Below are 25941 nucleotides of genomic sequence, written 5' to 3'. Positions count from 1 at the left end.
CGGTTGTCGAGACCCTGGGCGGTGAAGAAGTTGGTCGGATTGTCGAGCGCCGAGTTGACCTTCTTGCCCGTGGAGAGGTTGTTCTGCGTGGTGGCGAGGAGCTGAGCCGTCGACTGGAGCGAGAGCAGGTTCTGGCGAACCGACGCAGAGAGTACGATACCTGACATTGTCATTCCCTTCTGGATGAACATGAGTAGACATCGCCGCACCGTTCTGTCGGCGATGGCGCAGACTGGTCCGCGGAATCCTACCCGTTCGTTAAATTGACTTCGGAACGGCCGCGCGCAGCCTCCCCCGCCGCCGTTAATCCTAATTGGCCGCTAATCAGTTTGATCAAATGCGTGCAGGCCGCCGCGATTCACGGTAAAATGGCGCACGGATCCACGTCTGACGGGCGCGCGCCGATACGCGGTGCGACCGTTAAGGCAGTGCTAACTATGAGCTTGCGGAAGAGCGGCCGGTTACGCGGGGGTGCGGTCCGCGTGCGGGAGGACGATCTCGACGCTGGCGGTCCGGCCGTGCGGCTCCTGGAGCTCCAGACGTCCGTTCGAGCGCCTGACGAAATCCTCGACCAGCCGGATCTCCGAGAACACGGGATCGGCTGGACCGGCCTCCGCCGCACTCACCGACGCCGTCAACACGATCTGCACGTCGGAGGAGATGCCGCCGGCGCCCGAGGCGTCCGCACTCATGCGCCTGGCCTGGATGTCGATGCGGCCACCGTGCTCCAGTCGATGTCGGGCCCCGATCGCAAGACACAGCAATGCCGCCATCAACTGGCCCGGATCAGCGAAGACGGCCGGCACGTCCGCGTCCACCGACGTCGTCACCTCGACCTCGGTGCCCAATGTCGGACGAAGCAGGCGAGCGACGTCGACCAGGAGCTCGTTCAATTCCACCGCACATGGCTGCGGCGGCCGGCCCCTTGCGAACGACAGAAGCTGCGACGTCAATCGAGCGCCCCGGGTCGCGGCCTCGTCGATCAGACGCGCGACGGCCGCCAGTTCAGGCTTGTCCTCGACCGCTTCGGCGAGAATGTCGATGGTCCCCGTGATCACGGTGAGAATGTTGTTGAAGTCGTGCAGCAGGCCACCGGCAACCTGACCCACGATGGCCATCCCGGAGTGGATGTCCGGCGTCGCAGCAGCCGGAATGTCTGCGCCCGGGCTCGGTAGCGACTGATTGGACCGCTGGTAGGTGGAAGAGGCCATGAATCGTGCAATACCTGTTGGGGGGAGGACGGCGGGGCTATCGGGACGCAAACGCACGGACGCCGCTGCGATGTTCAGCTTCGTCTTGATGCTCAGCCTTGGCGCTCAGTCTCACCGCTGACCATCGATCGCGCTCCGGCTGGATGCAGCATCAGTCGGACTCCCGCTCCTGCCAGGACGACAACCTCGTCACGCCAGTCGCAGGACACCGGCCGATGCCTCCACTCGCGACGAGAGTTGCATCCGACAGAAAAAGATCCGTCAACGAATCAGCGCGCTTATTAGCGATTTTGGCCTCAAGATGTCCGCTGTCAATTGCGGCGCTTGCTACGTGGCGTCCGTGCCCATCGGAGCTGCCGCGGCCGGAGCAACGAGACGTTCGCCGCAAGTGTGCTGCGCTGCTTTCACGAGCCGAGGCGGAGGCCGGATGCGTGCCGACTGTATACAACCGCGCGCGATCAGATCAGCACATCGCACACACGTTGACGGCCCAAATCCGCAAAGCGCATTCGCGCCTGTCTGCACGACAACGCACACAGCAGGAACGAATGGCCTTTACTGGGAATATTACCCGTGATTCTTCTTGTCAGCGGATGGGACGCAGTTCTATGGAACCATGAGGGCATTGAGATATCTGCGAGGCTCCGATACTGCAATGCAGGAGATGGCTTTGGACCCCAGCTTGCGTTCTCCGAACGGTTTCCTGTCGTCGTTGACCGACGATGATTTCGAGCTGATCCGACCCTATCTGCGGACCGTGGATCTGGTGCAAGACTCCATTCTCGCCGAGGTCGGCGAAAAGCTTTCGCGCATCTACTTTCCTCATCGCGGCGTGATCTCGCTGGTCGTGAACCTCGCGCGCGGAGAGCGCGTTCAGGTGGCGATGATCGGTCGCGATAGCTTCTTCGGAAGCATGTCCCTGCTCGCGGGCGGCGATCCGGTGGTGCTGAACAGCGCGGTGGTCCTCGTTCCCGGTGCTGCATCGGTCGTCGACATCGACAGGGTACGGGCAGCCGCCGAACAGAGCCCCTCGTTTCGCGCGCTGATGTTGCGCCACGCACTCGCCATCTACGTGCAGAGTCAGCAGACCGCCGGTTGCAACGCCGCCCACACCGTCGAGTCGCGTCTCGCCCGTTGCCTGCTGCAGACGCATGACCTTTCAGGCGGCAACAAGCTCTACATCACCCAGGAGTCCCTGGCCCAGATGATCGGCGCCCGGCGCAACAGCGTTTCGCTGGTGGCGAGCACGCTGCAGCAGGCGGACTTCATCCACTATAGCCGCGGCCATATCGAGATCATCGATCTGGAGGGGCTGAAGAAGACGGCGTGTGAGTGCTACGGCGCCGTGAAGGCCCACTACGAGAATCTGGTCCGGCCGCGCAGCCTGCCGTAAGCAGGCGTCGTTCCGGCCGTCGCGCGCCGGCGCCTCGCCGAACGCCCTTGCCTCCGTACAACTACGGCCCATTGCATGATCCCCATCACCGCTGCGGACGGAATTAACGCGCTGTTCAACGGGCGCTGATAATTGTCGACGTGCTGACGAGCGCGAGTTCCAAGAAGCGTCGAATTATCTTCGTGCTGATATATCTCGCCCGTGTTCGGCTTTTGACCAGACGCGCGGAGTAATGACATGGCCTTTGATCTGTCGATGCCGATCCTGGTGGTCGATGACTACGCCACTATGATCCGGATCATCCGCAACCTGCTGAAGCAGCTCGGATTCGAGAACGTCGACGACGCCAGCGACGGATCGGCCGCGCTCTCCAAGATGCAGGCGAAAAAGTATGGCCTTGTGATCTCCGACTGGAACATGGAGCCGATGACCGGCTACGACCTGCTGCGCGAGGTGCGCGCCAGCCCGGAACTGTCGAAGACGCCGTTCATCATGATCACGGCCGAATCGAAGACCGAGAACGTCATCGCCGCCAAGAAGGCCGGCGTGAGCAACTACATCGTCAAGCCGTTCAACGCCGCGACGCTCAAGACCAAGATGGAAGCCGTGTTCGGCCCGGCCGAATAGCCGAGCTCCCGGGGAATGCCCTGCGCGGCGGCCGGACCGGTGTCCGGGCGCTTTCTCTTTGGCGGACGAACTCCGCGCGGTTGACGACGGCAGGACGCATACATCGCCGCACCCTCCCCGTAGTCGTACGGAAACCAAAATTTACGAGGGGGTCAGAGCCGGCCGGTAGACATGATCCTGCTTGCCGATGACCGTGTCAGGGCGGCAACGGGACAGGGAATTCATGCGCAACGAACTCCTCGTGATCGAAGATGCCGCCGTGCATGTTTCAATCTTGCGAAAGATTGCAGCACAGGCCGGCTTCAACACGACGGACGTGAGCTCGGTCGACGCAGCCTCGATCGTCCTGCAGAAGAGGAGCTTGGACTGCATCATGCCGGACCTCTCGCTGGGCAACCGCTCCGGCACGGAGGTTCTCGAGCTCAACATCGATCCCCCCCTCTCGAAGCCGATCGACCTGATGCGGCCCCGGCAAACTCTGAAGCAGATCGCGCAGCAGACCGATCGCCGGCGGCTGGTCAGACCGGCGGGCTGGTAGCAGGCGATGAGCAAAAAGAAGCGCTTTCTGGGAGCGCCTGCAGCGATCGCGCTGATCCTCGTCTGCGTCATTGCCGGCAGCAACCTCTTCTTCCTCACCAATCTGCGCGAGAACGCGCTTCAGCACGCCGAGGAAGATCTCAGCCGCCATAGCCTCACGCTTGCCGAGAACGCCGACCGTTCGGTGAAGTCCGTCGACCTCGTGCTCACGAGCGTGCGCGACTACCTGGTGCGCGGCGGCGCCATCGACGCTGCGGCGTATCGCAAGGTCGCGTCAGACCATCAGACCCACCTCCTGCTCAAGGAAAAGATCGCGGGACTGCCGCAGATCGATGCGGTGACGCTGATCGACGCGCAAGGCAGGCTCCTGAACTTCTCGCGCTACTGGCCGATCCCGGACGTCAACATCGCCGACCGCGACTACTTCAAGGCGCTGAAGGCCGACCCTGCACCGCACACGTTCCTCAGCACGCCGGTTCAGAATCGCGGCGACGGCACCTGGAACATCTATTTTGCCCGCCGGCTCGACGATCCCAATGGCGAGTTCATGGGCATGATGCTCGGCGCCATGTCGGTGCCCTATCTGGAGAACTTCTTCGGCTCCACCGCGCAGGGTCTCGATGCGGCGGTGTCGCTGATCCGCGAGGACGGGACGCTGCTCGCGCATTTTCCGCCCACGAGCGAGATCGGCAGGCCGACCTCCGGCTTCGGTCAGCGCGCGCTGTCGGCCGGCGGCGTGCTGCGCGAGCCCTCCGCACGAACCGGCGAGATGCGCCTGCGGGCGGCAAAGATGCTGCCCAATTATCCCGCGATGATCGTGGTGTCGGTATTCGAGCACGACGTCCTGAAGGCCTGGCGCGACATGGCGACGCTTCTGGTCATCGTGTCGCTGGTGAGCGCGATGGCCGTGCTCGCGGCCGCGGTCCTGATCTCCCGCTGGTGGGAACGCCACCAGCACCTGATCGAGGCCGCCGAGGCCGCGAACGCGGCGAAGTCCACCTTCGTCGCGATGATGAGCCACGAGATCCGCACGCCGATGAACGCGGTGCTCGGCCTCGCCACGACGCTGCTGGAAACCAATCTCGATCCCGAGCAGCGCCGTTCGGTGGTGGCGATCCACAATGCCGGCGACAATCTGCTCGAGATCCTCAACGACATTCTCGACTTCTCCAAGCTCGAATCCGGCCAGCTCTCGCTCGAGGACATCGCGTTCTCCGCCGAGGCCCTGGTCCACAACACGCTCAGCATCATCGGGCCGCGGGCTTCCGCCAAGGACCTGAAGCTGAGGAGCGTCGGCGACCCATCCGTCCCGCCGGCGCTGGTCGGCGACGCCGGCCGCATTCGCCAGATCCTGCTCAACCTGGTTTCCAACGCGGTCAAGTTCACCTCGTCCGGCGAAGTGGTCGTCACGACGCGCTGCATCGAGAAGGATGACGAGAAGGCGACCGTGGAATGGACGGTGACCGACACCGGCATCGGTATTGCCGCCGACAAGATCGGCTCGCTGTTCGCAAACTTCGTCCAGGCCGACAATTCGATCAGCCGCCGGTTCGGGGGCTCCGGACTCGGACTCGCGATCTGCAAGCGACTGATCGAGCAGATGGGGGGTGACATCAGGGTCACCTCGACGCTGGGCAGCGGATCCACCTTCTCGTTCCGCCTGACGCTGCCGATTGCCGAGACCTTCGCGGTGCCAGAGCAGAACGACGACGGCATCTACACCTCGCTGCAGAACCGGATCGCGGCGTTCGGCCGGCCGCTGCGCGTCCTCGTGGTGGACGACAATCCGACCAACCGCCTGGTCGCGACCAAGATGCTCAAGGATTTCGACATCCAGACCGACACGGCCTGCGACGGCGCCGAGGCCGTCACCGCCGCCAGCCGCTTCAACTACGACCTCATCCTGATGGACGTCCGCATGCCGGAGATGGACGGCTTCCAGGCGACCCGGACCATTCGCGCGCGAGGCGAGCGCCGCTCCAACGTGCCGATCATCGCCTTCACGGCGAACGCCTTCATGGAGGATATCCGAGCCTGCCGGGAAGCCGGGATGAACGATTTCGTCGTCAAGCCCGCCCGCAAGAAGGCGCTCGTGGAGGCCATCCTGCGCGTGCTGCCCCTGCCCGTTCCGGTGCTGGACACCGCGGCGTCAGACGCCCCGCTGGTGCCGGCTCAGGCGGATGCCGCGGCCCCCGACATTGGCGCCGACACCGAAATTGCTCCCGAAGCTGCGCTGGACCGCGAAGCCTACGCCGAGCTGGTCGGCGAGATCGGAGACGAGGCGGCGCAGGAGATCCGCGACGTGTTCTTCAGCGAGACGGATGCGCGGCTGAAGCAGCTCCGCCAGCTGACGCTCGACGGCGAGCGCATCAAGATCGGCCGCGAGGCGCATTCGCTGAAGAGCGCAGCCGGAACCTTCGGGTACCGCCGGCTTGCAACCTACGCGCTGGCGCTGGAGAAGAGCGCACCACGCCTGTCCGCCAAGGAGTATGCCGAGCTGCTCGACAACATCGAGGCCGCCTACGCCGCCGCCCGCGCCCAGGAGCTGCAATATTGAAGCGGGGAGGCCGCAGGCCTCCCTGGCGCATGCCGATCCGCGCGACGTCCCCGCACGGTGCACCGCGGCGACGAGGACGGGCTCCGACGATCGAGATGGCAAACGAGACGTTCACGAACGCGGATTCGCCGAACCTGACCTTCATAATCCCTTACAATGGGTTGACGCCGTACTTCTACGGCTCACGATTTTCACAATCAACTAATCATGAGCTGCGAGACTCGGGGTCACATAGGAGATGTGTCCCATGTTTACTTTTGAAACCGCCGACCAGAAGGAAGTCAGGCGTTTCCGAATTGCGCAGTTCAACGGCCGGACCGCGACCGTGAAATCCGGCGGATCGACGATCACCGGCCACGTCCGTTCAGTCATGGAAAAGGAAGCGAGCGTACCGCCGCGCTGGACCATTACGATCGTGCCGACACCGCCCAAGGCGCAAGCGCCGCTGCGCCCGACCTCCCGGGTTCGTCCCTTCGCCGAGGATTATTTCTGACAGCACGGACATCCGCGTCCGCAATCAGCGCGTTCGACCGAGCCGGTCGGACGCCGATTGTCGTTGTCTGCATCGCAGGGCCCACCTCGAAGGCACGAGCGCGGCATTCGCGCTCGTTTGCCGTCATCCGATCTGATTGAGGAGTGCTGCGCGGACGAGTTCGGCGGTATTGCGCGCGCCAACCTTGCGCATGGCTTCGGCGCGATGGCTCTCGAAGGTGCGGGGGCTGATGCCCATGCGCAAGGCGCCCTCCTTGTTCGAGTGCCCCTCACTGATCAGCTTGAGGACCTCGTATTCGCGCGGGGTCAGCGACTTGCTGGCCCGGCCGGATGGCCGCCCGGGCACCGCGCCCTCCTCGGGAGCCGGCGCCGCCCGTGACAGCGGTCCGAACTGGCCGTGCGCGCTGGACATCTGGTTGACCAGGGCGCAGATCCGCTCGGTCTGCAGCAACGCGTTGTCGACGACGAGCTGGACATGCCGGCGCTCGCCGGGCGTCCTGGCAATCTCGTCGCTGCACTGCTTGATTTCCTCCATGTAGAGCATCAGGGCGGTGAGCGAACCGTTCAGCTGACGCGCCAAAGCGAGCCTGCCCTGGTCGTCGTGACGTCCCATCGCGAGCGGCGCAGACATGCCGGAACGGGTCGCCAGGAGATCCGGGTCGTTAACCCCTTGGCCGCCCGGAGCAGGTGCGGCGTGAGCGTCGGAAAGGCTGTTGTTCAGCTGTGCCATGCCTCATTCTGACGCGAGGGCGGCTTTAACATGGTTAATTATGTCGTCCGTAGCAATACGGGATTGTTCCGGCAACTCGCGCAACCGTCGATCATTTCCCCAAAAAGTTGCAAGCTGCAATGGTTAAGCCGGGGCGTGATGCCACCCTTTAAGGAGACGTCCGCGGCGCGTGCGGCGGCGGCTGTCCACGATGCCGCGCATTACTACGATTGTTTACTGACATTAATTTCGCACCAACTGTTTCGTGCTTCCATGCGTTCCGTGCCCGTCCGTGGAGACGAGCGACCTTGAGATATAGCTGACAGCCTGACGCCAATGGGACCGGTCGACCGGATCTGGGAATTCCTGCAGCGGTTGTCACCGCTGACACGAAGCTGTCTGCTCAGCGAGCTCGAACGGCTGGAGCTGAGCGGCGTCGACATGCCGGGATCCGCCGACCTCCAGGCCCGGCTGCGCGCCGAGATCCGCAACAACAATGGCGCCGGCGGCCACCGCACCATCAATCCTTCGCGCTACTTCTTCATGCCGGTCGAGCAGCTTCTCATCGACGGTTCGCCGGAGCATGCCAATGAGGGCCGCATTGCCCGCGGCTCCCTCACGCCGATCTGGGAATGGATCTCGCGCGATCTGCTGCCGACCATGGCGCGCGACTATAATGCACAGATGAAGGACCTGATCGCGGCGGACAAGCAGCGCGAGATCCGCCAGACGGCGAGCGCGTTCCAGACCAAGGTGACGAAGTCGCTGGAAGGCACGTTGGCGCGCGCCGAGGGCATCGAGCAGGTCCGCAGCAAGCTGAAGGCCTATACGGCCTCGCCGTCGGTGTTCGACGATGTCGTCAAGCTGATGAAGGCGCTGCGCGCCCGCGAGGAACTCGCGAAGTTCGCCGATTCGCTGCCGGACCGGATCGCGGAGTTCGACGATCCGCAGGTGAAGAAGATGGTGCTGCTGCTCGATGCCCTGCGCAAGAGGCAGCCGGAAGCCGTGCCCTTTGCGTTGACGCTCGTCGCCAAGCGTCTGAAGGAGCCGTGGCAGGTGATGCGGCTGGCGACGAAGGCGGCGCGCTCGAAGAACATTGCCGACGTCATCGCGGCACCCTACGCGATGACCGTGCCGATGGTGCTCGACCAGTTGGAGGACAAGCGGCTCGCGCTCCGGATCGCGTTGAAGAACAACCGCGTCGTGACCGCCAAGGAAATCCTGACCAGCATCTATGACATCGAATATGCGATCCAGGTCCGCATCGATCGCATCGAGGACTCGGAGTGGGGTACGCGCCTGAGCACCATCATGGCCAATACCGACAGAATGGTGCAGGCCGAGGTCAAGCGCTTCCCCGAAGAGGTCGGACACGTGCTCGGCTCGAACAGGCTGCGCAGCCATCGCTCGTTCGGCGGCCGCCTCACCTATTTCGCCTGGAAGGGCCGCGACGCGATCAAGACGGTGCTGCGGTCTGCAACCGGTTGACGGCGGCGCGTCGAGACGGCCTTCCGGCCATCCTATCCCTGGGCCATGCGTTCGCGCGCCGACTTGAAGCCCGCCACGAAGCGCGCCAGCGTGTCCGAGGTCTTGCCGCGCGGCAGCATCACTTCGATCAGCGAGAAGCGTCCGCGCCGATGCACCGCGCGCTCCAGCGCGGCGACGAGCTCGCTGCGGGTGGCGACGCGCTCGCCGGTGCCGCCGATGGAATTGGCGATGTCGGCATAGTGCCAGTCGTCGAGATCGTTGAACCGCGATTCCGGCTGGAACACGCGCAGCATCTCCCAGCTGCAATTGTTGAACAGCACGACGATCGGATCGAGCCCGTAGCGGCGGCAGTTGCCGAGCTCCCATCCGGTCATCTGGAACGCGCCGTCGCCGACCAGGATCAGCGGACGAAGTCCGGTCGCGGCCACGCCGATGCCCGCCGGCACGCCGAAGCCCATCCCCGCGTAGTAGCCCGGCGCGGCCAGCGCGGTATTGTCGATCTCCATCGCGGTGAACAGGCAATCGCCGATATCGGAGGTCATCGGCATCCGGCCGTGGCGGTCGAACATGTCGTTGACCGCGGTCGCGATGTCCGAAGGCGCAATCGGCGCGCCATCGGCAGCGAGGCCGCGCGGATAGGCCGAGCGCTGCCGCGGCAGGCCGGGAGCTGCGGCCCGGGGTGCCGCGCGCTCGTCGAGCGCATCGATCAGATCGCCGAGCGGCATGTCGCGATAGGCGTGATGACCGATCTGCACCTCACGGCTGGCGGCCAGGATCATGCGGCGCGGGTCTGGCGCCCGGTTCGACAACGCGAAATTGGTATCCGACAGGATGACGCCCAGCATCAGCACGAGATCGGCATTCTCGACCAGCTCCGTGATCGCCGGATTGCCCGCGGCGCCGAGATAGGTGCCGGCGACGACATCGTCGGCCCTGTCGAGCAGGCCGCGGCCCATGAAGGTCGTCACCAGCGGGAGACCCAGCTTGCGCGCCAGCGCGGCGATCCTGTCCTCGACACCGTAGCGGCGGATTTCGACGTCGACGACGATCACGGGACGCTCTGCCTGCGCGATGCGGGCGAGGATCTCCTCGACGCATTCGTCGAGCGCCTCGCGGCTGGCCCGCCGCGGCGGCAGCGGCACCACCGGCTCGACCTCGGCATCGACCATGTCGCGCGGAAATTCGAGATACACCGGCAGCGACATCTCCTTCGCGCTGCGCAGCACGCGCGCAATCTGGGCCGGGGCGGTGGCCGGATCGCTCAGCACCGCCTGATCGCAGGTGATCTCCTTGAACACCGCGAGCTGCGTGTCGACGGTGCGGGCCTGGTGGTGCAGCAGAAAGCCGGAGACGCGCTCACGCGCGCCGGGCGCGCCCGCGATCACCACGACGGGCGAGCGTTCGGCATAGGCGCCGGCGACCGCGTTCACGACGTTGAAGGCGCCGGCGCCGTAGGTGACGACGGCGACGCCGAGGCCGCCATGATAGCGCGCGGCCGCATCCGCGGCGAAGCCGACCGCCGGCTCATGGCTCAGCGTGACGCTCGGCAGGATGTTGCTCTCCTCGATGACCTTGAACAGCGGCAGCACGAAGTCGCCGGGAATGCCGAAGATCTCGCGGGCGCCATGGTCCTTCAGGGCGGCGAGCAGCGCATGGGCAAGAGCAGGCATCCGGATCCCCTGAGCGTGGCGTGAGGTTCAGCCGGTGCTACACGATGAGGGGCGGACTGCCAACCGGCGGCCGTTCGATCTGCGAGCCGTCCCGTCTGGATCGCCTCGTCCAAACATCATGCTCGAGCGGCAAGGCCGGAGCTCACCCGCGCCACATCAGTTTGCCGTCAGCACCAGGGCGTGGGCGGATGGTGCGCCGCCATGCGGGACGGCCAGCGTAACCGTGAACAGGATGGCGACGACCATGATCATGCAGAGCTTCATCATGACCGTCCTGCGATCGGTGATCAGCAGGAACAGGAAGAACAGCAGCATCGCCGCCAGCGCGAGTTCGAAAACGTAAGACATGGATGACCTCCTCCGTTGCCAGGAGGATGGCGCATGCCGGAAGCCCAGACTGTGCGTGCCGTCACACCGGTCCCATAGACCACGCGAGCGCGTATCCCGGCCGCCGCAGCGGGACCATGCAACCCAATCGATTGCCACCTCTCAGCCGTCGAACAGCGCGGCTTCGGTGAAGGCGAGATCGCCGAGATGCGGCGGATGCGGACCTTTGGCATATTTGCGTCCGCGCTTGTCCGAGTACCAGCCGGCCAGCCCTGCGATGGGCCCATTGGCATCGAGCCGCACCAGCAGGCCGCCGCGCCGCAGCAGCAGCCAGCCGATGTTGCCGGCCAGCCGCACGAGGTCAGCGACATCCCGGCAATACAGCAGGCGATACACCGGCAGCGCATTCATCACCCGGTGCTTCTGAAACACGAACGGATACGCCGCATCGGCCTCGCGCGCGACGAGACTGAGACACCCCCATTGCGCATGCTGCCGCAACAGATCCGCCTCATCGGGAGAGAGCCCGTGCACATCGTCCTCGGAGAATTCTTCGATACGGACATCCGAGCGCGGTCGCGACAGGGCCAACGCGGCGTAGACCTGTCCCTTGCAGTAGACCGAAAAGCCCTGAGCCTCGACCTGTGGCCAAGTGTGCGGGGCCGGCGTGATGTTGAAATAGGTCACCGTCTTGTCGCGCGTCGCCGCGCGCACCAGCATCGAGCTGAAGGCCCGGAACGCCGGCTCGACATACCAGCTCGAGACATTGGCCCTGACGATCGGCTCACCGCCGATGTGGAGCTCGGAGAACAGCAGCAGGATCACGCCGACAGGCACCCCGGCTTGGTCGAGACAATAGCCGAATGCCGGATAGCCGGCCGGCCGCGGGCGCGCCGCGTGGCGTTCGAGTCCGCGCAACCAATAGGCCTCGCTGCGAAAGGCGAATCCGCGCGTCAGCAGTGCGGCGACCGCCGGCAGATCCGCCGCGCCGATCTCTCGGATGCGAACGCCGGTCACGGCCTGCGCGGGAGCCGGCCTGTCATTTGCAATCTCAGCCTTTTTGATTGGCTGCATTCCAGCATCACCCGAGAGAGATCCGGCGCGCCACCCATGGCGCGGCGGGATCGTCATGACGGCAATTATCGTAAAAAGCTTTGGCGGCAGTGAACCACGTCGTGCTGGCCTTACTTTTCAGTTAATGGAACATGCGAGCCACACCCGACAGGCTTCGATCAGCGCCGCCATGATCTTCGCGATCCGAGCCGCCGCTCACGGCCGCGGCACGCGAAACATGTAGGTTTCATCGGCATTGAGGCCGTCGACGAAGAAGCGTCCGGGCTTTGCCTCGATCCGGCGCCGCAGCCCATCCCAGCCCCAGACCTCGAGGCTGCGCGTCCCTGCGGGCAGCTCGAGCTCGACCGCGCGGCCCGGCCGCTCGGTCCAGCCGGCAATGTTCTGCCACACGATCAAATCGGCATCCGATCCGCGCAGCGTGTACAGCGCCAGCCGCCGGTCGATGGACACGATCCTCATGTGACCGGCGAGCTGCAGCACCGTCTTCACCACGAGGCTGCGCGCCTCCGGGGTCCAGGGATCCTTGCCCGTCGCCATCGCATAGGCCAGGCCGTCGACATCGGGCGTGTCGCCGAGATTCCAAGGAAACGCCAGCATGGACACCGGCATGCTGCCATCCTTGCCAACCACCGCAAGCTGGTCCCAGATCGCATTGAGAAACAATCTGGCCGCGTCCGTATCGCTGTCCCACGCGCCGGCGCGAGCGACGTTGAACTCGGTTGCGTAGAAGTTGATGTCGCGGCTCAGCCCCATCGCCTGCTTGATACGGTCGAAGCAGGTCTGCACCGAGAACTCGCGGCCGCGGGTCATCGGATACCATTTATCATTGTAGTAGGTATGCAGGTCGATGCCGTCGAGACGGCCGTCCTCGAGCAGATCGGCGATCGCCGGACCGTAGCCGCGCAACGTCGCATCGCCATGCGAGTTGCAGGTGGCAAAGCCGCCGGGAACGACCCGCAGCTTGGGGTCGACGCTGTGAACACCGTCGGCAAGCCCGGCCAGCGCGTCGTGATAGTCCTGGCGCGGGATCGTGGCCTGCACATCGGGCTCGTTGATGGCGGTGAAGACGGTAGCACCCCAATCGGGAATACCGTTTTCGCGGCCCCATTCGCCGCCGGGGCGGAAACGTCTCGCCATCGCCTGCCCAGCCGCGAACCAGTCCTGATAGGACCCGATCGGCTGCGGCGGAGTCAGGCTCTGATAGCTGCCTTCATACTCCAGCAGGATCAGCGGCATGATACCGTTCTTGTGCGCCTCCAGCATCGCGGCATCGAAATCGTGCGGCGTCGGTACCCGCGCCAACGTCCGCCAGCCGTAGGAATCCATTCGGCCCATCCTGGCACCGACACCGTGCAGTGCCTGATAGATCTGCGCGCTCTTGCCGGCCAGATGCGTGACCAAATTGCCGCCGCCGATGCGCTCGTCGATCCGCAGCGCCGAGGCGTTCGTTTCGATGGCGTGGACAGCGCTCGGCCATGGCGACGTGACAAACGTTAACAGGGCTGTGCTAATGACCAGCAGATTGGAACGAAGTCGCAATGTCTGATCCCTTAGATTTCCGCTATGACGTTTGAGATCGTCCAGGTCGTTCAAGAGATAAGCAATGCCGGCGGCGTGGAAACAGTCGCTATCGAGCTGGCGCGCGTTTTCGGCCGGAATGGTTTATCGAACATCGTGCTCGCGAGCACCGTCGCGGACAATCTCGAACACACGATCAGAGTCGAGCGCGTTGCGCCATGGCTGGCGCGGATTCCGACTCGCGGACTGTTCCGGCACATCGGCCGCGCCATTGTCGTGCCGCTGTTCACGCTGGCCGCGACACGGGCGCTGGCGCGTCACCCCGACGCCGTCGTCATCAGCCACGGCGACAGCCTCAAGGGTGACGTGCTGATCGTGCATGCCGTCAATGCGCAGAGCCTCGCCGAGAAACGCGCCGCCGGCAGCTGGCGCTGGATGCTCAACCCGATGCATCTGTGGGTCGCGCTGCGCGACCGGTTCATGATCGGAGGCCTGCGGTATCGGGCGTTCGTGGCGGTGTCCTCCCGCGTCACCGCGGAGCTGCAGCGCTTCTTCCGCGTGCCGGCCGCCCGCATCCACGTCATCTCCAACGGCATTGATCTCGCGCGCTTCAAGCGCGACGCCGTCGGCGGCCAGGCGATCCGGCGTGAGTTCGGCATCCCGGAGAACGCGCGCCTGCTGCTGTTCGTCGGCCACGAATTCAACCGCAAGGGACTGGCGCATGCGATCGGCGCGCTCGATCGGCTCGGCAACGACGTCTGGCTGCTGGTCGTCGGCTCGGACAATCCCGCGCCCTACCGCAGACTGACGCGCAACGCCCAGCAACGACTGATCTTCGCCGGCCCACGCTCGGACCTGCCGGCGCTGTACTCGGCGGCCGATGCCTTCGTGCTCCCCACGAGCTACGAGACCTTCTCGCTGGTCTGCATGGAGGCCATGGCCTGCGGGGTGCCGGTGTTCGCAACGCCGGTCGGCGGCATCGAGGACTATCTGCGCGACGGCGTGAACGGCTTCCGCATTTCAGCAGACGCCGACGACATCGCGGCCAAGCTCGCGGCGGTCTTCGCCGACCCCGCACTGATGCGCCGGCTGCAGGACGGCGCCCAGGCCACCGCGCAGATCTATGGCTGGGACCAGATCGGGCTGCAATACATCGAACTGCTCAAGCAGATCGATGCCGCCAAGCGCCAGTCCGGCCGCGCAGCGATGGCGCTGCCGGTGAAGGCCTAGCTAATTCGTCTGCAGCCGCTGTGGGCGGGCGAGGCCGGATGCGGTTCTCGACTGATGCGCCGCACGGCATGCCGTTTCAATCGCCGCTGCGACCGCATCATAGGTGAAGCGCCGGAGCACGTTCGCGCGGGCCGCCTCACTGCGAACGGCGAGCTCCGCCCGCTGGCCGCTGAGCTCATCGATGAGCCGACACAGGCTGCCGGGATCCTGCTCCGGCACGATCCAGCCGCCGTCGCCGACGACATCCGGAATCGCTCCGCAGGTCGATCCGATCACCGGGATGGCGCAGGCCTGGGCCTCGATGATCACCCGGCCGAACTGCTCGCGCACCGCGTCCGTGGTTCGCGTCAGCAGCAGCAATGCGTCGAGGCGGCGCAGAAAAGCCGCGACCGCAGCGGGTGAAGCCCAGCCCTGGATGGTGACGCGCCCGCTCAAGCCGAGTTCGGCCACGCGCCGGCGCAGATGCGGCTCGTGCGGACCTTCGCCCATGATGCTCAGCGTCGCCACCGACTTGCTGCGCGCGAGCGCTTCGAGCGCATCGTCGAGGCCCTTCTCGACCACCAGCCGGCCGACATAGCCGAGCCGCAGCGGCGAGCCGGCCGTCGCATTCGATCGATCATCCGCCGGCATGAAGGTCGCGAGATCGACACCATAGCCGATCGGCGTCACCGGACCCGCGTAGCCCCGCGCCCTCACGACCTCAGTCGCATCGGGACTGCGCGACAGGATGTGGGCGGTGCGGCCGAGGACGAATTTGCGGATCGCCTCGAATGGTGGCGGCAGCCGTTTCAGGATGTTCTGGTCGACCTCGAGCACGAGCGCCGCACGGCCGCGCAGCATCTGCGCCTGCAGCGCGACGATGCTCCAGGGCTCCTCCCAAAGGTGAATCACGTCGGGATCGAGCTCGCGCAGCAGGCGGCGCAGCGCCGGATAGAAGTGCAGGTACCATTTCATCGGACCCGCGTCCGGGAGCCGGATCGGGAGCCGATGGATGGGAAAGGCTTCGTTGGAGTGAGCCGCGGTGATGGTGCGACCGAATTCCTTCCACACCTCGGGCGTCACGAGATGCAGATCGACGTCGGGCCGGGACGCGAGATGGCGGTAGCGCAGCCGGCCGGCCTCGCTGCTGGTGGCCGGATGCGCAATCGAGACGATTCGCAAGCGCCCCCTGCTAGACACGGCCCATCACCTTCGCTGCAGTCCCGCTGAAGCCCGTGAGATGCAGCTCCATCGCCGCAAGCGTACGATGCGCGCCATTCATGGTGTTGCGCGGAATCGAGAACGCATCCTGCCCTGCTTTGACGAGGCCCTTGCGCGTGGTCGCGGCACTGGCGAATCCGGCCTGCCGCGCCAGCGCAAAGTCCCGCGGTCCGCAATCGGCCGCGCGCCCGTAAGGAAACGCGAAGTGCCGGACGTCGATGCCAAGCCGCTCGTTCAATCGCAGCCGCGCGCCGGCCAGCTCGTGAAGGGCGTCTTCGGAAGACAGCGACGAGATGCGCGCATGCGAGACGGTATGGGCTCCGATCTCGATGAGCGGATCCCCCGCCAGCACTTCCAGCATCTCCCAGGAGATCGCATGTTTCCAATGCATCGCCTCGATGTCGATGGCGTTGGCGGCACAGAACGCGGCGTAACGATCCGCCGCCTGCGGGCCATCCCAGCGCGAGGCGATCTGCGCGAACACCGCGCGACGCTGCTCGGCGCTCGACAGCGCGATCCGCTCATCGTCGACCCTGACATGGTCCCTGTGCAGCAGCGCATCCTCCAAGCCAGCGGCCCACAGCGGCAACGTGCCGTCGGGAATGCCGGTCGTCACGAACAGCGTCACCGGCACCTTGTGCCTGCGGAATACCGGCACCAGCAGCTCGCACGTATCGCGGTAGCAATCATCGATCGAGAAGTTGACGTAGCGGCCGGACGGCTCGGCGCTTGCCGTCCGGCGCAGCGCCTCGCTGATCGTCACGACATCCCAACCCTGGTCGAGGACATAGCCGAGGAAGCGATCGAGAAAGTCGGCATCGACGTAGAAGTCGCGATTGGGCAGACGCTCCCACTGCTCTGCAGGCGCGGCGCGATGGAACGTCAAGCAACAGCCGCGCGGGCCGAGCACACGATCGACGGCCTTGGCGACGGGAAGGACGAAGGCACCGGATGCCATCATCGCCTTGGCGGCAGCGAGGGCCAGCAGGGTCAACTCAGCTCTCCCTTCATCCTGAACGTACGACGAACATGACGGAGCGCCGTGCCCACCACGGCCGGCAGCAGGATGCCGATCGCGAAAGCCAGGCAGAGCAGATACGCCAATCCGCCGGTGAACAGGCGCGGCAGCAGGCCCGGCACGGAGGTCTGAATCATCAGGCCGAGCACGACCATCAATGCGGTCGGCAGCAGGGCCAGGCCGATCACGAGCAGGAGCTTTCGCGCATCACCGAGCACGAACACCACGCCCGACAGCAGCACGAGGCTGCGGATCGCTTCGCCGATGCCGAGCAACTGCATGCCGGCCGCCGGCGACGGATCGAACAGCGGCATCAGCAGGTTGAAGCCCATGTTGGCGAGATAGGCCGAGACGATGATGACCGCAGCGACGCCGTTGCGCCCCGCGCCATTGAGCAGACGGATCAGGATCCAGCCGAGGGTCGCGGCCCAGACGCCGCAGGCGATGCCCTTGAGCGCATGCGAGGTCAGCAGCAGGGCCTCGTCGCCGAACGCGCCGCGGAAATAGATCAGGCGGACGATGTCGGTCGAGAAGACCAGCAGGAACGCCGAGGCCGGCAAGATCAGCGCGAGCAGCGGCCGCAGCAGCGCCTCGGTCTGCGCACGTGGATCGCGTGGGGCATGCTGCGACAGCACCGCCATGCCGAGCGGCTGGCTGATCAGCAGCAGCGCGCTCTCGGTCAGCGAGCGCGCGTAGTCCAGCGACGCGACGGCGCCGGTCGTCAGCCGCGATGCCGTGAAGCGCTCGATCCAGACATTGCCCTGCTCGGCCAACGGCAACGCCAGCAGGACGCGCAGCCGGCGGAAGAATTCGATACCCTTGTCGATCACCATGCCGGCGGTCAGGCCGGAGACGCTCAGCGCGCCCTCGCGCCACAGCGTGAACAGACCCCAGGCGGCGAGGCCATTGAAGGCGGCGGTGAAGGCGCAGGCGAGCATGTAGGCGTCGCCGGTCAGCACCAGCAGGCCGATGCCGCCGATCACCGCGACGTTGAGCAGGCTGGCACGGACATTGGTCAGCCGCGTGCGGCCGAGCGCGATCTCGCCGGCGGCAAGCACATTGAGCACCGCCGACGCCGGCATGCCGAACGCCATCATGCGCACGAAGTGCAAGGTCAGCTCGCGCCCCTCCGCCGAGAAGCCGCCGACGACGGCGTTCACCCAGAGCTCACCGAGCAGCAGGATGATCGCGGTCACCAGGCTCGAGACGACGGCAATGACGATCGTCAGCGCACCGAGGCTGCGCGCGGCATCCGGCCGCTGCAGCGCCTCGCGATGCATCGGGATCATGATCGCGGGCACGCTCTCGTTCTGCAGGAACGCAAGCGGGATGAGCACGGCCGCCATGGCGGCCCGGAAGCCGTCGGCGATGAGCGAGGCGCCGAGCACATGCGCCATCAACACCTCGCGGCCGAAGCCGAGCATCTTGCTCGCCAGCGCACCGCTGATCAGCAGCGCACTGAAGCGCTTGAGCGAAGGACCGGAGGCGCTCATGCGGCATCCTCCGACACGGCCGGCGGCCCTTTCCATCGCGCAGGGACTTGTCCGTCCTCGAGCAGTTTCGACCACGACGGCACCGGCGCGAGAATGGCGAACGGCGGATCGCAGTCCGCGACGAGATCGACCATACGCCGCTCGGAGGACGGGGCAGGTGTGACGATCGTGCTCACACCGCCGCTCCCGCACCGACATTGCGGATCAGCAGCCCGATCGAGTCCAGCATGCGTGCAAGACTGTAATGGGTGCGCGCGCGGCGCGACGCGTAGTCGAGCTGGGGCGCGAGGAACTCGGGTTGAGCCAGCACCGCGTCCAGAGCCTCGGACAGCGCACGCGCGTCACCAGGCGGCACGAGCAGGCCGGCCCGGCCATGTTCGAGGATGTCCGGCGCAGCGCCAGCGTCAGTGGCGATCACCGGCACGCCGGCGAGCATCGCTTCGACCAGGGTGCGGCCGAACGGCTCGGGATCGATCGACGGATGCACCATCGCGTCCACCGCCTGCATCAGCAGCGGCACGTCGCTGCGATGCCCAAGGAAGTGAACGCGATCGCCGAGGCAAAGCTCCGCGACCAGCCGTCTCAGCTCAGCCGCGTAGTCCTGCTCGCCGAACAACGCGTCGCCAACGATGATACCGTGCACGTCCGGCAATTCGGCCAGCGCCTCGATCAGAACGTGCTGCCCCTTCCACCGCGCGAGCCGGCTGAACACGCCGACCAGCGGTCCCGACGGCAGGCCGAGCCGTTGCCTCAGCTCCTCGCGCGACACGGGTACGGGTTCGACGGCGAGACCATTGGGCACGACCTCGACGAGAGAGCGTCGACCTCCGGCCTCGATGAAGGCGGCTGCGGCGGCTTCGGAGGGGACGACGACCTTCGCCGCGAAGCGGTTGGCGAGGAAGATCTGCATGCGACGCTGCAGCGCGCCGAAATGAGCCGGGCTGATGATGTCGTGCAGATGCCAGATCAACGGCCGCCGTGCCACGATGTTGGCGATGGCCGACAGGATAAAGGCCTTCTGCGAATTGGCATAGAGGACGTCATGCTTGCGTGCGACATGCGCGAGCTCCGCGGTGATCGCCGCGAGTCTGCCGAACAGCGGCAGCGCCTCGAGCCACGAACTGTCACGTCTGAACTGCCCCAGGCCGTGGCCCCAGCGCGACGTGACGACCGGCATCCCGCGCTCAGCCAGCACCTGGCCGAGCGGGCCCGGCTCGAACAGGAACACCGACGAATCCTTGCGGCCCTGGACGACATCGAGCAGGATCAACTCGGCGCCGCCGATCTGCCCGGTGTGATCGACGAACAGGACACGCTCGGTCGACATCACCCGGCTCCGGCGTAGGCCGCCACGGGCGCGGTCTGGACCACAGGCGCGCTGCGGTGCTCGACGTCGGTCATGGTGACGACGATGCCGACATCGCGGGCTCCGAGTGCCCTGCTCCTGTTCACCGTCGCGACCGCCGGCTCGATCAACGACCGGTCACTGCGCACGCAGACGATCGCCCAGTCCGTACCGGCAAGGAAGTCGTTCCGTTGCGACGGCAATGGTGTGTCGACGATCACGGCATCATAGCCATCGAGACCAGCGAGGAGACGGTCGAGGCTGATCGCGTCGAGAATGTCGCCGACCGGACCGGTCGCCTCACCAACCGGCAGCACGTCGAGCGAGGGATGCGCGGTGGGCAGAACCATATCCCGGAGCGGCGTCCCGCGCTCCAGCGCGCCGAGCCATCCGGGGCTTGCCGGCAACGCCATGATCTCTGCAAAGGCGGGATGCGAGACGTCGCACTCGACTACCAGCACGCGCCAGCCTGCGGCCGCGAGGTGCTCTGCCAGCGCACAGGTCGTGGTCGTCTTGCCATCTGCTGCATCGGGAGAGGTCACGACGATGCGCTGCGATCGGCCGGACCGCTTCAAACCGAGTTCGTGGACGAGATCATGCAGCGTGTGCTGAAAATCAGTGTCCTCGGAGGCGAGGCGCAAGACGCGCGGGATCGCCAGCGGTTGGTGGCCTTGCAGGATCGCGCCGAGCGCCGACATCTCACGCAGGCTCTTCAGGCGCGGCAGGCAGGCCAGGATCGAAACGTCGGCGACGCTCGGGAGATGAGACCTTCGTTCGGGCGCTGCCGGTGGCGTCGCCGCTTGCGGTGCGGTCACACGCTCGGGCAATTCAGGGACGATGGCCGGAGCTTCGTCGACAGCGGGCGCCTCGACCTGCTCGGCCGGCGCTTCGGGGGTGACGGGCAAGGGCGGCCTGATCAGGCGCGCGCCGAGCTTGTCGGCGAGCAGCGCAGCGCCGACACCGAAGATCAACGCGAGCGTCATGCCAGCGGCGAGGAACGGGATCTTCTTCGGGAAGAACGGCTTGCTCGGCAGCTCAGCGAGGCTGACGAGACGCGTGCTGCCGCGCAGGACACGCCGTTCGGTCTCGAGCTCGCTCGCCTTCTTGTAGAGCTCGGCATATTGCTGCCGCTTGATCTCGGTGTCGCGCACCATGCTCTCGATGGAGGCCTCGTCCAGCGTGGCCGAGCCGGCCTCCGCCTTCGCCGTCTCCATCTGCTTCTTCAGCGAGTTCACCAGCGCGGTGTTGGCGTCGTACGTCTTCTGCGCGCTCGCCGCGATGCTCTGCATCTCGGCGACCAGCCGCTGCTGGATGATCGCCTGCTCGCGCGTCAGCGCCAGGATCGAGGGGTGCTTCGGCCCGAGCACACCGGCCGCACTGGCGAGCTGCGCGCTCACGGTCGTCAGTTGCTGCTTGAGGTCGGCGATGGTGCGGCTCTGCAGCACCGACGGGGCGTCGGTCGGCCCGCGCTCCTGCTCCGACTTTATCTCCTGCAGCCGCGCCGCGGCGTCGGCGCGCGCGGCCTCCGCCTGCGACAGCTGCTGGCCGATGCTGGTCAGCCGCTCCGAGGAGATCGGCGCATTGGCGCCACGCATCAGGCCCTTGGTGCGCCGGAACTTCTGGATCTTGTCGTCGGCCTCGCGCAACTGCTGGTCGAGCTGCTTCAATTCCTTCCAGAGCCAAGAGCTCGCGACCTCGCGGCTGTTGGCGCCTTCGGTGCGCTGGTCCTCGAGAAAGGTCTGCGTCAACGCGTTGGCGAGCGTCTTCGCAACCTCGGGACTGCTCGACTGATAGGAGATGTTGATGACGCGCGAGCGGCCGGCCGAAGCAACGCTGAAGCGACTGTCGACGTGATCGATGAACGCGCCCGGATCGGTCTTGAGGCGCTGGCACGCATCGCCCGAACCTATGAGACGGCCGCGCTCGCATTCGCCGACCACGGCGTCGACCACGCCGGGCGACGACATGATCTGACGCAGCAGGCGCGGCGAGCGGATCACCAGGAGCTGGCTTTCCATGTCGGCGGGATCGCCGATCTTCTGCGCCCACGCCGCCGAGGTGTTGGCACCCGGCTCCTGCTCGGCGATGATCACGGAAGCGGTGGCGAGATAGCGCACCGGCAGCAGCACGAGCGCGGCCACGGCAAGCGCGAGAACGGCGCCGGCCACGATGGCGAACACGCCGCGGCGGCGCCAGATCCGGGCGACGGCGTCAATGCCGGACAAGGCCTCGCCGAGAGCCGCCTGCCTCATGATCTGCACCCGTACCACATCCAATATTACGCAATCAGCCGCGTCGCGCGGCCCTGATGTCCCGCACGGAAACTGTCGATCTCCTCGTTGACCGCCGCGACGAACTGGCTGCGGAAACGCTCGGCCGAGAAGAAGCCGGCGCGCTGGCGGCAGTCGAGCCGCGAGATCGATTTCTCCTTGGCCACGAACGATCGCACGCAGGCCGCGATCGCCTCGGGCTCGGGCGAGCCGAAGAACATGCCGGTCGGCCGCGGCCCCGTGGTGAGGATCGACTCGCGTGCACCGCCGCGGCCGAGCGCCAGCACCGGTGCGCCTTCGGACTGCGCCTCGACCGGGATGATGCCGAAATCCTCTTCCGCCGCGAACACGAAGGCGCGGGCGGTGGTCATGAGGTCACGCAGCTGCTTGTCGGGCACGAAGCCGGCGAACTTGACGTTCGGCCCCGCGATCGACTTCAGCCGCGCGGCTTCCGGACCGTCACCGGCCACGACCAGCTCGAGGTCCGGCATGGTGTTGAAGGCGCGCACGATCGGCTCGATGCGCTTGTAGGGCACGAGCCGGCTCGCGGCGAGGAAGTGGTTGCCGACCGGCAGGATCGCATCGCGCTGCGCGATCGTCACCGGCGGATAGATCACCTTGGCATCGCGGCCGTAGATCTTCTTGATGCGGCGGGCGACGAACTGCGAATTGGTGAAGATGGCGTCGGGACCGTGCGCGGTGCGCGCATCCCAGATCCGCATCTTGTGCAACAAGGCGCGAGCGATCAGGCCCTTGACGCCGGTGGCGTAGCCGCTCTCCTGCAGATACTGGTGCTGCAGATCCCAGGCATAGCGCATCGGCGAATGCACATAGGCGATGTGGAACTGCTCCGGCCCGGTCAGAACGCCCTTCGCCACCGCGCAGCTGGAGGAGATCACCAGGTCGTAGCTCGACAGATCGAGCTGCTCGATCGCGAGCGGCATCAGCGGCAGATAGGAGCGGTGATACTTCCGCAAGAGCGGCATCTTCTGCAGGAAGCTGGTGTGCGACTTCTCGAATCCCAGCTTGGCGCGGTCCTCGGGACGCAGCAGGTCGAACAGCGTGAAGACGTCGGCGCCGGGATAGCAGCGCAGGATCTCCTGAAGGACCTTCTCGGCGCCGCCAAGAACGTAAAGCCAATCGTGGACGATCGCGACGCGCACCGCACTCTCCCAATTCCCGGGGTATTTAATAAAACCCTTAAGGGAGGCGTTCACGCGCACAAACCCAATCCTAAACTTCTAGTTAATCGCCCTTGTCGTCCGACCCGTCGAATCCGCTGCTATCAGGTAAGGATCGATTAAGGATATGCCAGCCGCAATGCGTCTCATGCCGTGACATGGTGTGCCGGACCAGAACGCGAAACGAGGCCATGGTCCCGCTTCGGCACACTCCGGCACGATAGGCCGCCTTGCTTAACAGGCCCTTGCGGATCGCAACGCCTGCGCGAATGCAGCCATGCATGGCGACGGCCGCGACGACACGCCGCGGCCTGATCGTTAGCGCATTCCGCCGCACGCGAACGTGATCGCGCGCCGCCTCAGCCGGCGATGGCGAGCTGCTCGATCGCGTAGCCGTGGCGGATGGCGCGGTTCAGCACGGGATCGACCAGCTCGAAGTCGAAGCGGTCGGCGGGGCGGATGCCGCCCTTGGCGGCAAAGGTGCCGCCGAACATCGCGGCGCCTTCGGGCAGGCCGGCGTCACCATAGCGGCGCGCGATCAGGTCGAAAGGCGCCAGCATGCCGCGCAGCGCACCCTCCTGATACAGCACACGCTTGCCGTTGATGGTCGCGTAGGCGCGCAGCATCAGCTGGTCCCAATGCGCGGCGACGTCGTCGACCAGCCAGAGCTCGGGCGCGACCGGCTTGTCGCACATCTGCTTGGACACGGTGATGTTGTAGGTCTCGACCTTGCGGTCGGTGTGATCGGAGCCGACGCCGACCAGCAGCCTTCCGCCCGCTTGCACCAGCACGAACTCGACCTCGCCGGAGGAGTCGCCGCCGCTGACCTCGATGCTGTCCGACGTCGTCAGCCGGCTGGCCGCGGCCTCGTAATAGATCGGCGTCGTCGCCGGCCTGGGAATGCCGAGCTCTTCCAGCTCGGCGATGTGCTTGTCGCGGGCGACCGGATCGCGCCCGGTCCAGCCGGCGATGACGAGGCGGCTCAGCGTGATCCGATGCCGCGTCGCCGCACCATCCGCGTGAACCAGGAAATCGATCGTCGCACCGCTCATCGTCTCATCGCCTCTTGCTGACCAGCCCGCCGCTTAGCCGTCCGACCGCTCGCTGGCAAGGCGCCCAGCCGTTCACTCCTGCTCGGCCTTCTCCGCCTCGTGATCCTCCTTCAAGTGCCGCTTGCGGATCTGGTGGGTCGTGAACCAGATCAGCGCGATCGCGACCGGCACGAAGGCGGCGGTAGCCAGCGTCGGCTCGACCGGCAGGCCGGTGTCATGCGCGCCCTTGGCGAGATAGCCGAACAGACTGACGACGTAATAGCCGATCGCGGCCACCGACAGCCCCTCGACCGTGCTCTGCAGGCGCAGCTGCAGCTTGGTGCGCTCGTTCATCGAGCGCAGCAGATCGCGGTTCTGCTGCTCCAGCTCGACATTGACGCGGGTGCGCAGCAGGTCGGCGGCGCGCGCCAGCTTGAGCGACAGGTTCGACTGCCGTCCTTCCAGCGCGTTGCAGGTGCGCATCGCCGGCGCGGTGCGCCGCGCCAGGAACGACGACCAGCTCGAATACGGCGCGACCGGCTCTCCCTCGATCACCGCCAGGCGGGCCTGCACCAGGTCGTAATACGCGCGGCTGGCGCCGAACCGGAACAGGCTGCCGGTGGCGCCGCGCTCCAGCAGCGCCTCGAGCTCGGTCAGCTCGCGCAGCAGGTGGTTGTTGAGCTTGAACGATTGCGCGCCTTGCATCTCCGCCAGCACCTCGACCAGCCGCCGCTCGATGCGGTCGACGTCCGGCGCTAGCGCCAGCGCCGCCGGCAGGCCGAGCAGCGCCAAAGTGCGGTAGGTCTCGAGCTCCAGCACGCGCTGCACCAGCGCCCCGAGCCGCTCCGGGGTCGGGCCGTCGGCGCAGACCAGGATGCGGGTGAAGCCGTCGTCGTCGAGACGGAAGTCGGAGGCGACCGCGCCGGCGCTGCCCTTGATCGTCACGATGGCGAGGCTGCTCTTGTCGAAGATCTCCTCCGCGCGCGCCACCGGATCGGCCGCATTTTCGACCTCGAGCTTGACCGCGACCAGCAGCTCGCCGGCCTGCGGCAGCGCCGCGATCAGCGCCTGCAGCTCGGGCGCGATGGCCCCGAAGCGGCGCGGGCCTGAGTCCGCGGGCGGACTCCAGATCCAGGTCAGGGTGGCGAATTCCGAATGCTGCTCGAAGCGCAGCCTGACAGGGCCGAGATCGACCTGGTGATGCTTGACGCCCGGCTCCGGCGGCGGCGCACCGCGCTGCGCGCAGAACGCGGCGAGGCTGGCGCGGTCCGTCGCCGCGCTGTCGCCCTTGGCCATGAAGGCGAAGCGGATCACCAGCACCGGCTGCGTCAGCGGCGTGAACGGCCGCGCATGCACCTCGTTCAGCACGCTCTCGCGCAGGGCATGCGGCGTGAAGGCGGACTTGTCGAGCGACGTCATCGGGAGAGTCCGCGCGTGAGAGCGACACCTGACGCAGACGATCGCGCTGCGCCTGAATTGATCACCCCCGTCATGCCGTGCATCCCCCTGACTTCCATTGTCGTCCGGCCGGACAACGCGCCGGCAGCGTGTGACACCAGTGTAGCGCAAT

At 66.1% G+C, this 25941-nt stretch carries 22 protein-coding genes and 1 pseudogene; 7 read left to right on the top strand and 16 right to left on the bottom strand.

The features are described 5' to 3' along the window. Together ACQR03_RS30605 and ACQR03_RS30600 are read right to left on the bottom strand one after the other, a co-directional pair. A pseudogene (locus ACQR03_RS30605) lies at positions 1 to 167 on the bottom strand (flagellin); the annotation flags it as partial. Positions 168 to 461: 294 nt separating this feature from the next. Continuing rightward, positions 462 to 1211, bottom strand: coding sequence for a histidine kinase dimerization/phospho-acceptor domain-containing protein (locus ACQR03_RS30600; protein WP_434842141.1), 750 nt, complete (start codon positions 1209 to 1211; stop codon positions 462 to 464). 670 nt (positions 1212 to 1881) lie between these two features. Here ACQR03_RS30600 and ACQR03_RS30595 point away from each other — a divergent pair. The 5 genes from ACQR03_RS30595 (at position 1882) to ACQR03_RS30575 (ending at position 6818) form a co-directional block, all read left to right on the top strand. After that, complete coding sequence (locus ACQR03_RS30595; RefSeq protein WP_315715994.1) at positions 1882 to 2604, top strand: Crp/Fnr family transcriptional regulator; 723 nt, start codon at positions 1882 to 1884, stop codon at positions 2602 to 2604. Positions 2605 to 2841: 237 nt separating this feature from the next. Further along, complete coding sequence (locus ACQR03_RS30590; RefSeq protein ID WP_008968243.1) at positions 2842 to 3231, top strand: response regulator; 390 nt, start codon at positions 2842 to 2844, stop codon at positions 3229 to 3231. A gap of 223 nt (positions 3232 to 3454) precedes the next feature. Beyond that, positions 3455 to 3769 (top strand): response regulator, encoded by a 315-nt coding sequence (locus tag ACQR03_RS30585; RefSeq protein WP_316204106.1) that lies wholly within the window; start codon positions 3455 to 3457, stop codon positions 3767 to 3769. A gap of 6 nt (positions 3770 to 3775) precedes the next feature. After that, positions 3776 to 6325 carry an ATP-binding protein gene (locus ACQR03_RS30580; protein ID WP_434842142.1) on the top strand — a complete coding sequence of 850 codons (2550 nt, stop codon included), beginning with the start codon at positions 3776 to 3778 and terminating at the stop codon, positions 6323 to 6325. 247 nt (positions 6326 to 6572) lie between these two features. Then, positions 6573 to 6818 carry a hypothetical protein gene (locus ACQR03_RS30575; RefSeq protein WP_006614403.1) on the top strand — a complete coding sequence of 82 codons (246 nt, stop codon included), beginning with the start codon at positions 6573 to 6575 and terminating at the stop codon, positions 6816 to 6818. A gap of 123 nt (positions 6819 to 6941) precedes the next feature. Here the strand turns inward: ACQR03_RS30575 and ACQR03_RS30570 are convergent, their stop codons facing one another. Further along, positions 6942 to 7547, bottom strand: coding sequence for a helix-turn-helix transcriptional regulator (locus ACQR03_RS30570; RefSeq protein ID WP_434842143.1), 606 nt, complete (start codon positions 7545 to 7547; stop codon positions 6942 to 6944). A 315-nt stretch (positions 7548 to 7862) separates the two neighbouring features. Between ACQR03_RS30570 and ACQR03_RS30565 the strand changes: the two genes are divergently transcribed. Further along, a complete protein-coding gene (locus ACQR03_RS30565; RefSeq protein WP_434842144.1) occupies positions 7863 to 9014 on the top strand; it encodes a hypothetical protein in 1152 nt (383 codons plus the stop codon). A gap of 32 nt (positions 9015 to 9046) precedes the next feature. Here the strand turns inward: ACQR03_RS30565 and ipdC are convergent, their stop codons facing one another. The 4 genes from ipdC to ACQR03_RS30545 all read right to left on the bottom strand — a co-directional run bounded on the left by ipdC (position 9047) and on the right by ACQR03_RS30545 (position 13540). Then, positions 9047 to 10684, bottom strand: coding sequence for an indolepyruvate/phenylpyruvate decarboxylase (gene ipdC / locus ACQR03_RS30560; protein ID WP_315715990.1), 1638 nt, complete (start codon positions 10682 to 10684; stop codon positions 9047 to 9049). 156 nt (positions 10685 to 10840) lie between these two features. Continuing rightward, positions 10841 to 11032 (bottom strand): hypothetical protein, encoded by a 192-nt coding sequence (locus ACQR03_RS30555; protein ID WP_434842145.1) that lies wholly within the window; start codon positions 11030 to 11032, stop codon positions 10841 to 10843. A 141-nt stretch (positions 11033 to 11173) separates the two neighbouring features. After that, positions 11174 to 12085: an acyl-CoA acyltransferase gene (locus ACQR03_RS30550; protein ID WP_316167734.1), complete on the bottom strand. Its 912-nt coding sequence runs from the start codon at positions 12083 to 12085 to the stop codon at positions 11174 to 11176. A gap of 195 nt (positions 12086 to 12280) precedes the next feature. Beyond that, on the bottom strand, positions 12281 to 13540 hold the full coding sequence (locus ACQR03_RS30545; protein ID WP_315825832.1) for a hypothetical protein: 1260 nt from the start codon (positions 13538 to 13540) through the stop codon (positions 12281 to 12283). Between the two features lie 108 nt (positions 13541 to 13648). Between ACQR03_RS30545 and ACQR03_RS30540 the strand changes: the two genes are divergently transcribed. Next, positions 13649 to 14833, top strand: a complete 1185-nt coding sequence (locus ACQR03_RS30540) for a glycosyltransferase family 4 protein (RefSeq protein WP_315715987.1) — start codon at positions 13649 to 13651, stop codon at positions 14831 to 14833. Here ACQR03_RS30540 and ACQR03_RS30535 read toward each other — a convergent pair whose 3' ends face one another. The 9 genes from ACQR03_RS30535 to ACQR03_RS30495 form a co-directional block, all read right to left on the bottom strand. Continuing rightward, positions 14834 to 16012 (bottom strand): glycosyltransferase, encoded by a 1179-nt coding sequence (locus tag ACQR03_RS30535; protein WP_434842146.1) that lies wholly within the window; start codon positions 16010 to 16012, stop codon positions 14834 to 14836. It lies immediately after the preceding gene. Next, positions 16005 to 17027 carry a polysaccharide deacetylase family protein gene (locus ACQR03_RS30530; RefSeq protein ID WP_434842147.1) on the bottom strand — a complete coding sequence of 341 codons (1023 nt, stop codon included), beginning with the start codon at positions 17025 to 17027 and terminating at the stop codon, positions 16005 to 16007. The genes ACQR03_RS30535 and ACQR03_RS30530 overlap by 8 nt, the downstream gene beginning before the upstream one ends. Beyond that, a complete protein-coding gene (locus tag ACQR03_RS30525; RefSeq protein WP_434842148.1) occupies positions 17024 to 18544 on the bottom strand; it encodes a lipid II flippase MurJ in 1521 nt (506 codons plus the stop codon). The genes ACQR03_RS30530 and ACQR03_RS30525 overlap by 4 nt, the downstream gene beginning before the upstream one ends. Continuing rightward, on the bottom strand, positions 18541 to 18720 hold the full coding sequence (locus tag ACQR03_RS30520; protein ID WP_315750695.1) for a hypothetical protein: 180 nt from the start codon (positions 18718 to 18720) through the stop codon (positions 18541 to 18543). Before ACQR03_RS30520 ends, ACQR03_RS30525 begins: the two co-directional genes overlap by 4 nt. Beyond that, entirely contained in the window at positions 18717 to 19874 is a 1158-nt protein-coding gene (locus ACQR03_RS30515) for a glycosyltransferase family 4 protein (RefSeq protein ID WP_434842149.1), read from the bottom strand. The genes ACQR03_RS30520 and ACQR03_RS30515 overlap by 4 nt, the downstream gene beginning before the upstream one ends. Next, on the bottom strand, positions 19871 to 22141 hold the full coding sequence (locus ACQR03_RS30510) for an exopolysaccharide transport family protein (RefSeq protein WP_434842150.1): 2271 nt from the start codon (positions 22139 to 22141) through the stop codon (positions 19871 to 19873). The genes ACQR03_RS30515 and ACQR03_RS30510 overlap by 4 nt, the downstream gene beginning before the upstream one ends. A 26-nt stretch (positions 22142 to 22167) precedes the next feature. Continuing rightward, the gene (locus ACQR03_RS30505; RefSeq protein ID WP_434842151.1) at positions 22168 to 23322 is read right to left on the bottom strand and encodes a glycosyltransferase; all 1155 of its coding nucleotides are present in this window, start codon (positions 23320 to 23322) and stop codon (positions 22168 to 22170) included. Positions 23323 to 23699: 377 nt separating this feature from the next. Beyond that, entirely contained in the window at positions 23700 to 24392 is a 693-nt protein-coding gene (locus ACQR03_RS30500; RefSeq protein WP_434842152.1) for a DUF2848 domain-containing protein, read from the bottom strand. 72 nt (positions 24393 to 24464) lie between these two features. Beyond that, on the bottom strand, positions 24465 to 25790 hold the full coding sequence (locus ACQR03_RS30495) for a DUF3422 domain-containing protein (protein WP_434842153.1): 1326 nt from the start codon (positions 25788 to 25790) through the stop codon (positions 24465 to 24467). Between the last annotated feature and the right edge of the window lie 151 nt (positions 25791 to 25941).

Origin of the sequence: Bradyrhizobium sp. HKCCYLS3070 (genome assembly GCF_051167575.1) — a bacterium.
GTDB lineage: Bacteria > Pseudomonadota > Alphaproteobacteria > Rhizobiales > Xanthobacteraceae > Bradyrhizobium.
The sequence above is the reverse complement of the archived record's forward strand: the minus strand, read 5'-3'. Positions and strand labels throughout refer to the sequence as shown.

Excerpts from the sequence above, each read along its gene's own strand:
- ACQR03_RS30600 (WP_434842141.1), bottom strand. The coding sequence starts at position 1,211 with ATGGCCTCTTCCACCTACCAGCGGTCCAATCAGTCGCTACCGAGCCCG.
- ACQR03_RS30590 (WP_008968243.1), top strand. The coding sequence starts at position 2,842 with ATGGCCTTTGATCTGTCGATGCCGATCCTGGTGGTCGATGACTACGCC.
- ACQR03_RS30585 (WP_316204106.1), top strand. The coding sequence starts at position 3,455 with ATGCGCAACGAACTCCTCGTGATCGAAGATGCCGCCGTGCATGTTTCA.
- ACQR03_RS30580 (WP_434842142.1), top strand. The coding sequence starts at position 3,776 with ATGAGCAAAAAGAAGCGCTTTCTGGGAGCGCCTGCAGCGATCGCGCTG.
- ACQR03_RS30575 (WP_006614403.1), top strand. The coding sequence starts at position 6,573 with ATGTTTACTTTTGAAACCGCCGACCAGAAGGAAGTCAGGCGTTTCCGA.
- ACQR03_RS30570 (WP_434842143.1), bottom strand. The coding sequence starts at position 7,547 with ATGGCACAGCTGAACAACAGCCTTTCCGACGCTCACGCCGCACCTGCT.
- ACQR03_RS30565 (WP_434842144.1), top strand. The coding sequence starts at position 7,863 with ATGGGACCGGTCGACCGGATCTGGGAATTCCTGCAGCGGTTGTCACCG.
- ipdC (WP_315715990.1), bottom strand. The coding sequence starts at position 10,684 with ATGCCTGCTCTTGCCCATGCGCTGCTCGCCGCCCTGAAGGACCATGGC.
- ACQR03_RS30555 (WP_434842145.1), bottom strand. The coding sequence starts at position 11,032 with ATGTCTTACGTTTTCGAACTCGCGCTGGCGGCGATGCTGCTGTTCTTC.
- ACQR03_RS30550 (WP_316167734.1), bottom strand. The coding sequence starts at position 12,085 with ATGCAGCCAATCAAAAAGGCTGAGATTGCAAATGACAGGCCGGCTCCC.
- ACQR03_RS30540 (WP_315715987.1), top strand. The coding sequence starts at position 13,649 with ATGACGTTTGAGATCGTCCAGGTCGTTCAAGAGATAAGCAATGCCGGC.
- ACQR03_RS30525 (WP_434842148.1), bottom strand. The coding sequence starts at position 18,544 with ATGAGCGCCTCCGGTCCTTCGCTCAAGCGCTTCAGTGCGCTGCTGATC.
- ACQR03_RS30510 (WP_434842150.1), bottom strand. The coding sequence starts at position 22,141 with ATGAGGCAGGCGGCTCTCGGCGAGGCCTTGTCCGGCATTGACGCCGTC.
- ACQR03_RS30500 (WP_434842152.1), bottom strand. The coding sequence starts at position 24,392 with ATGAGCGGTGCGACGATCGATTTCCTGGTTCACGCGGATGGTGCGGCG.
- ACQR03_RS30495 (WP_434842153.1), bottom strand. The coding sequence starts at position 25,790 with ATGACGTCGCTCGACAAGTCCGCCTTCACGCCGCATGCCCTGCGCGAG.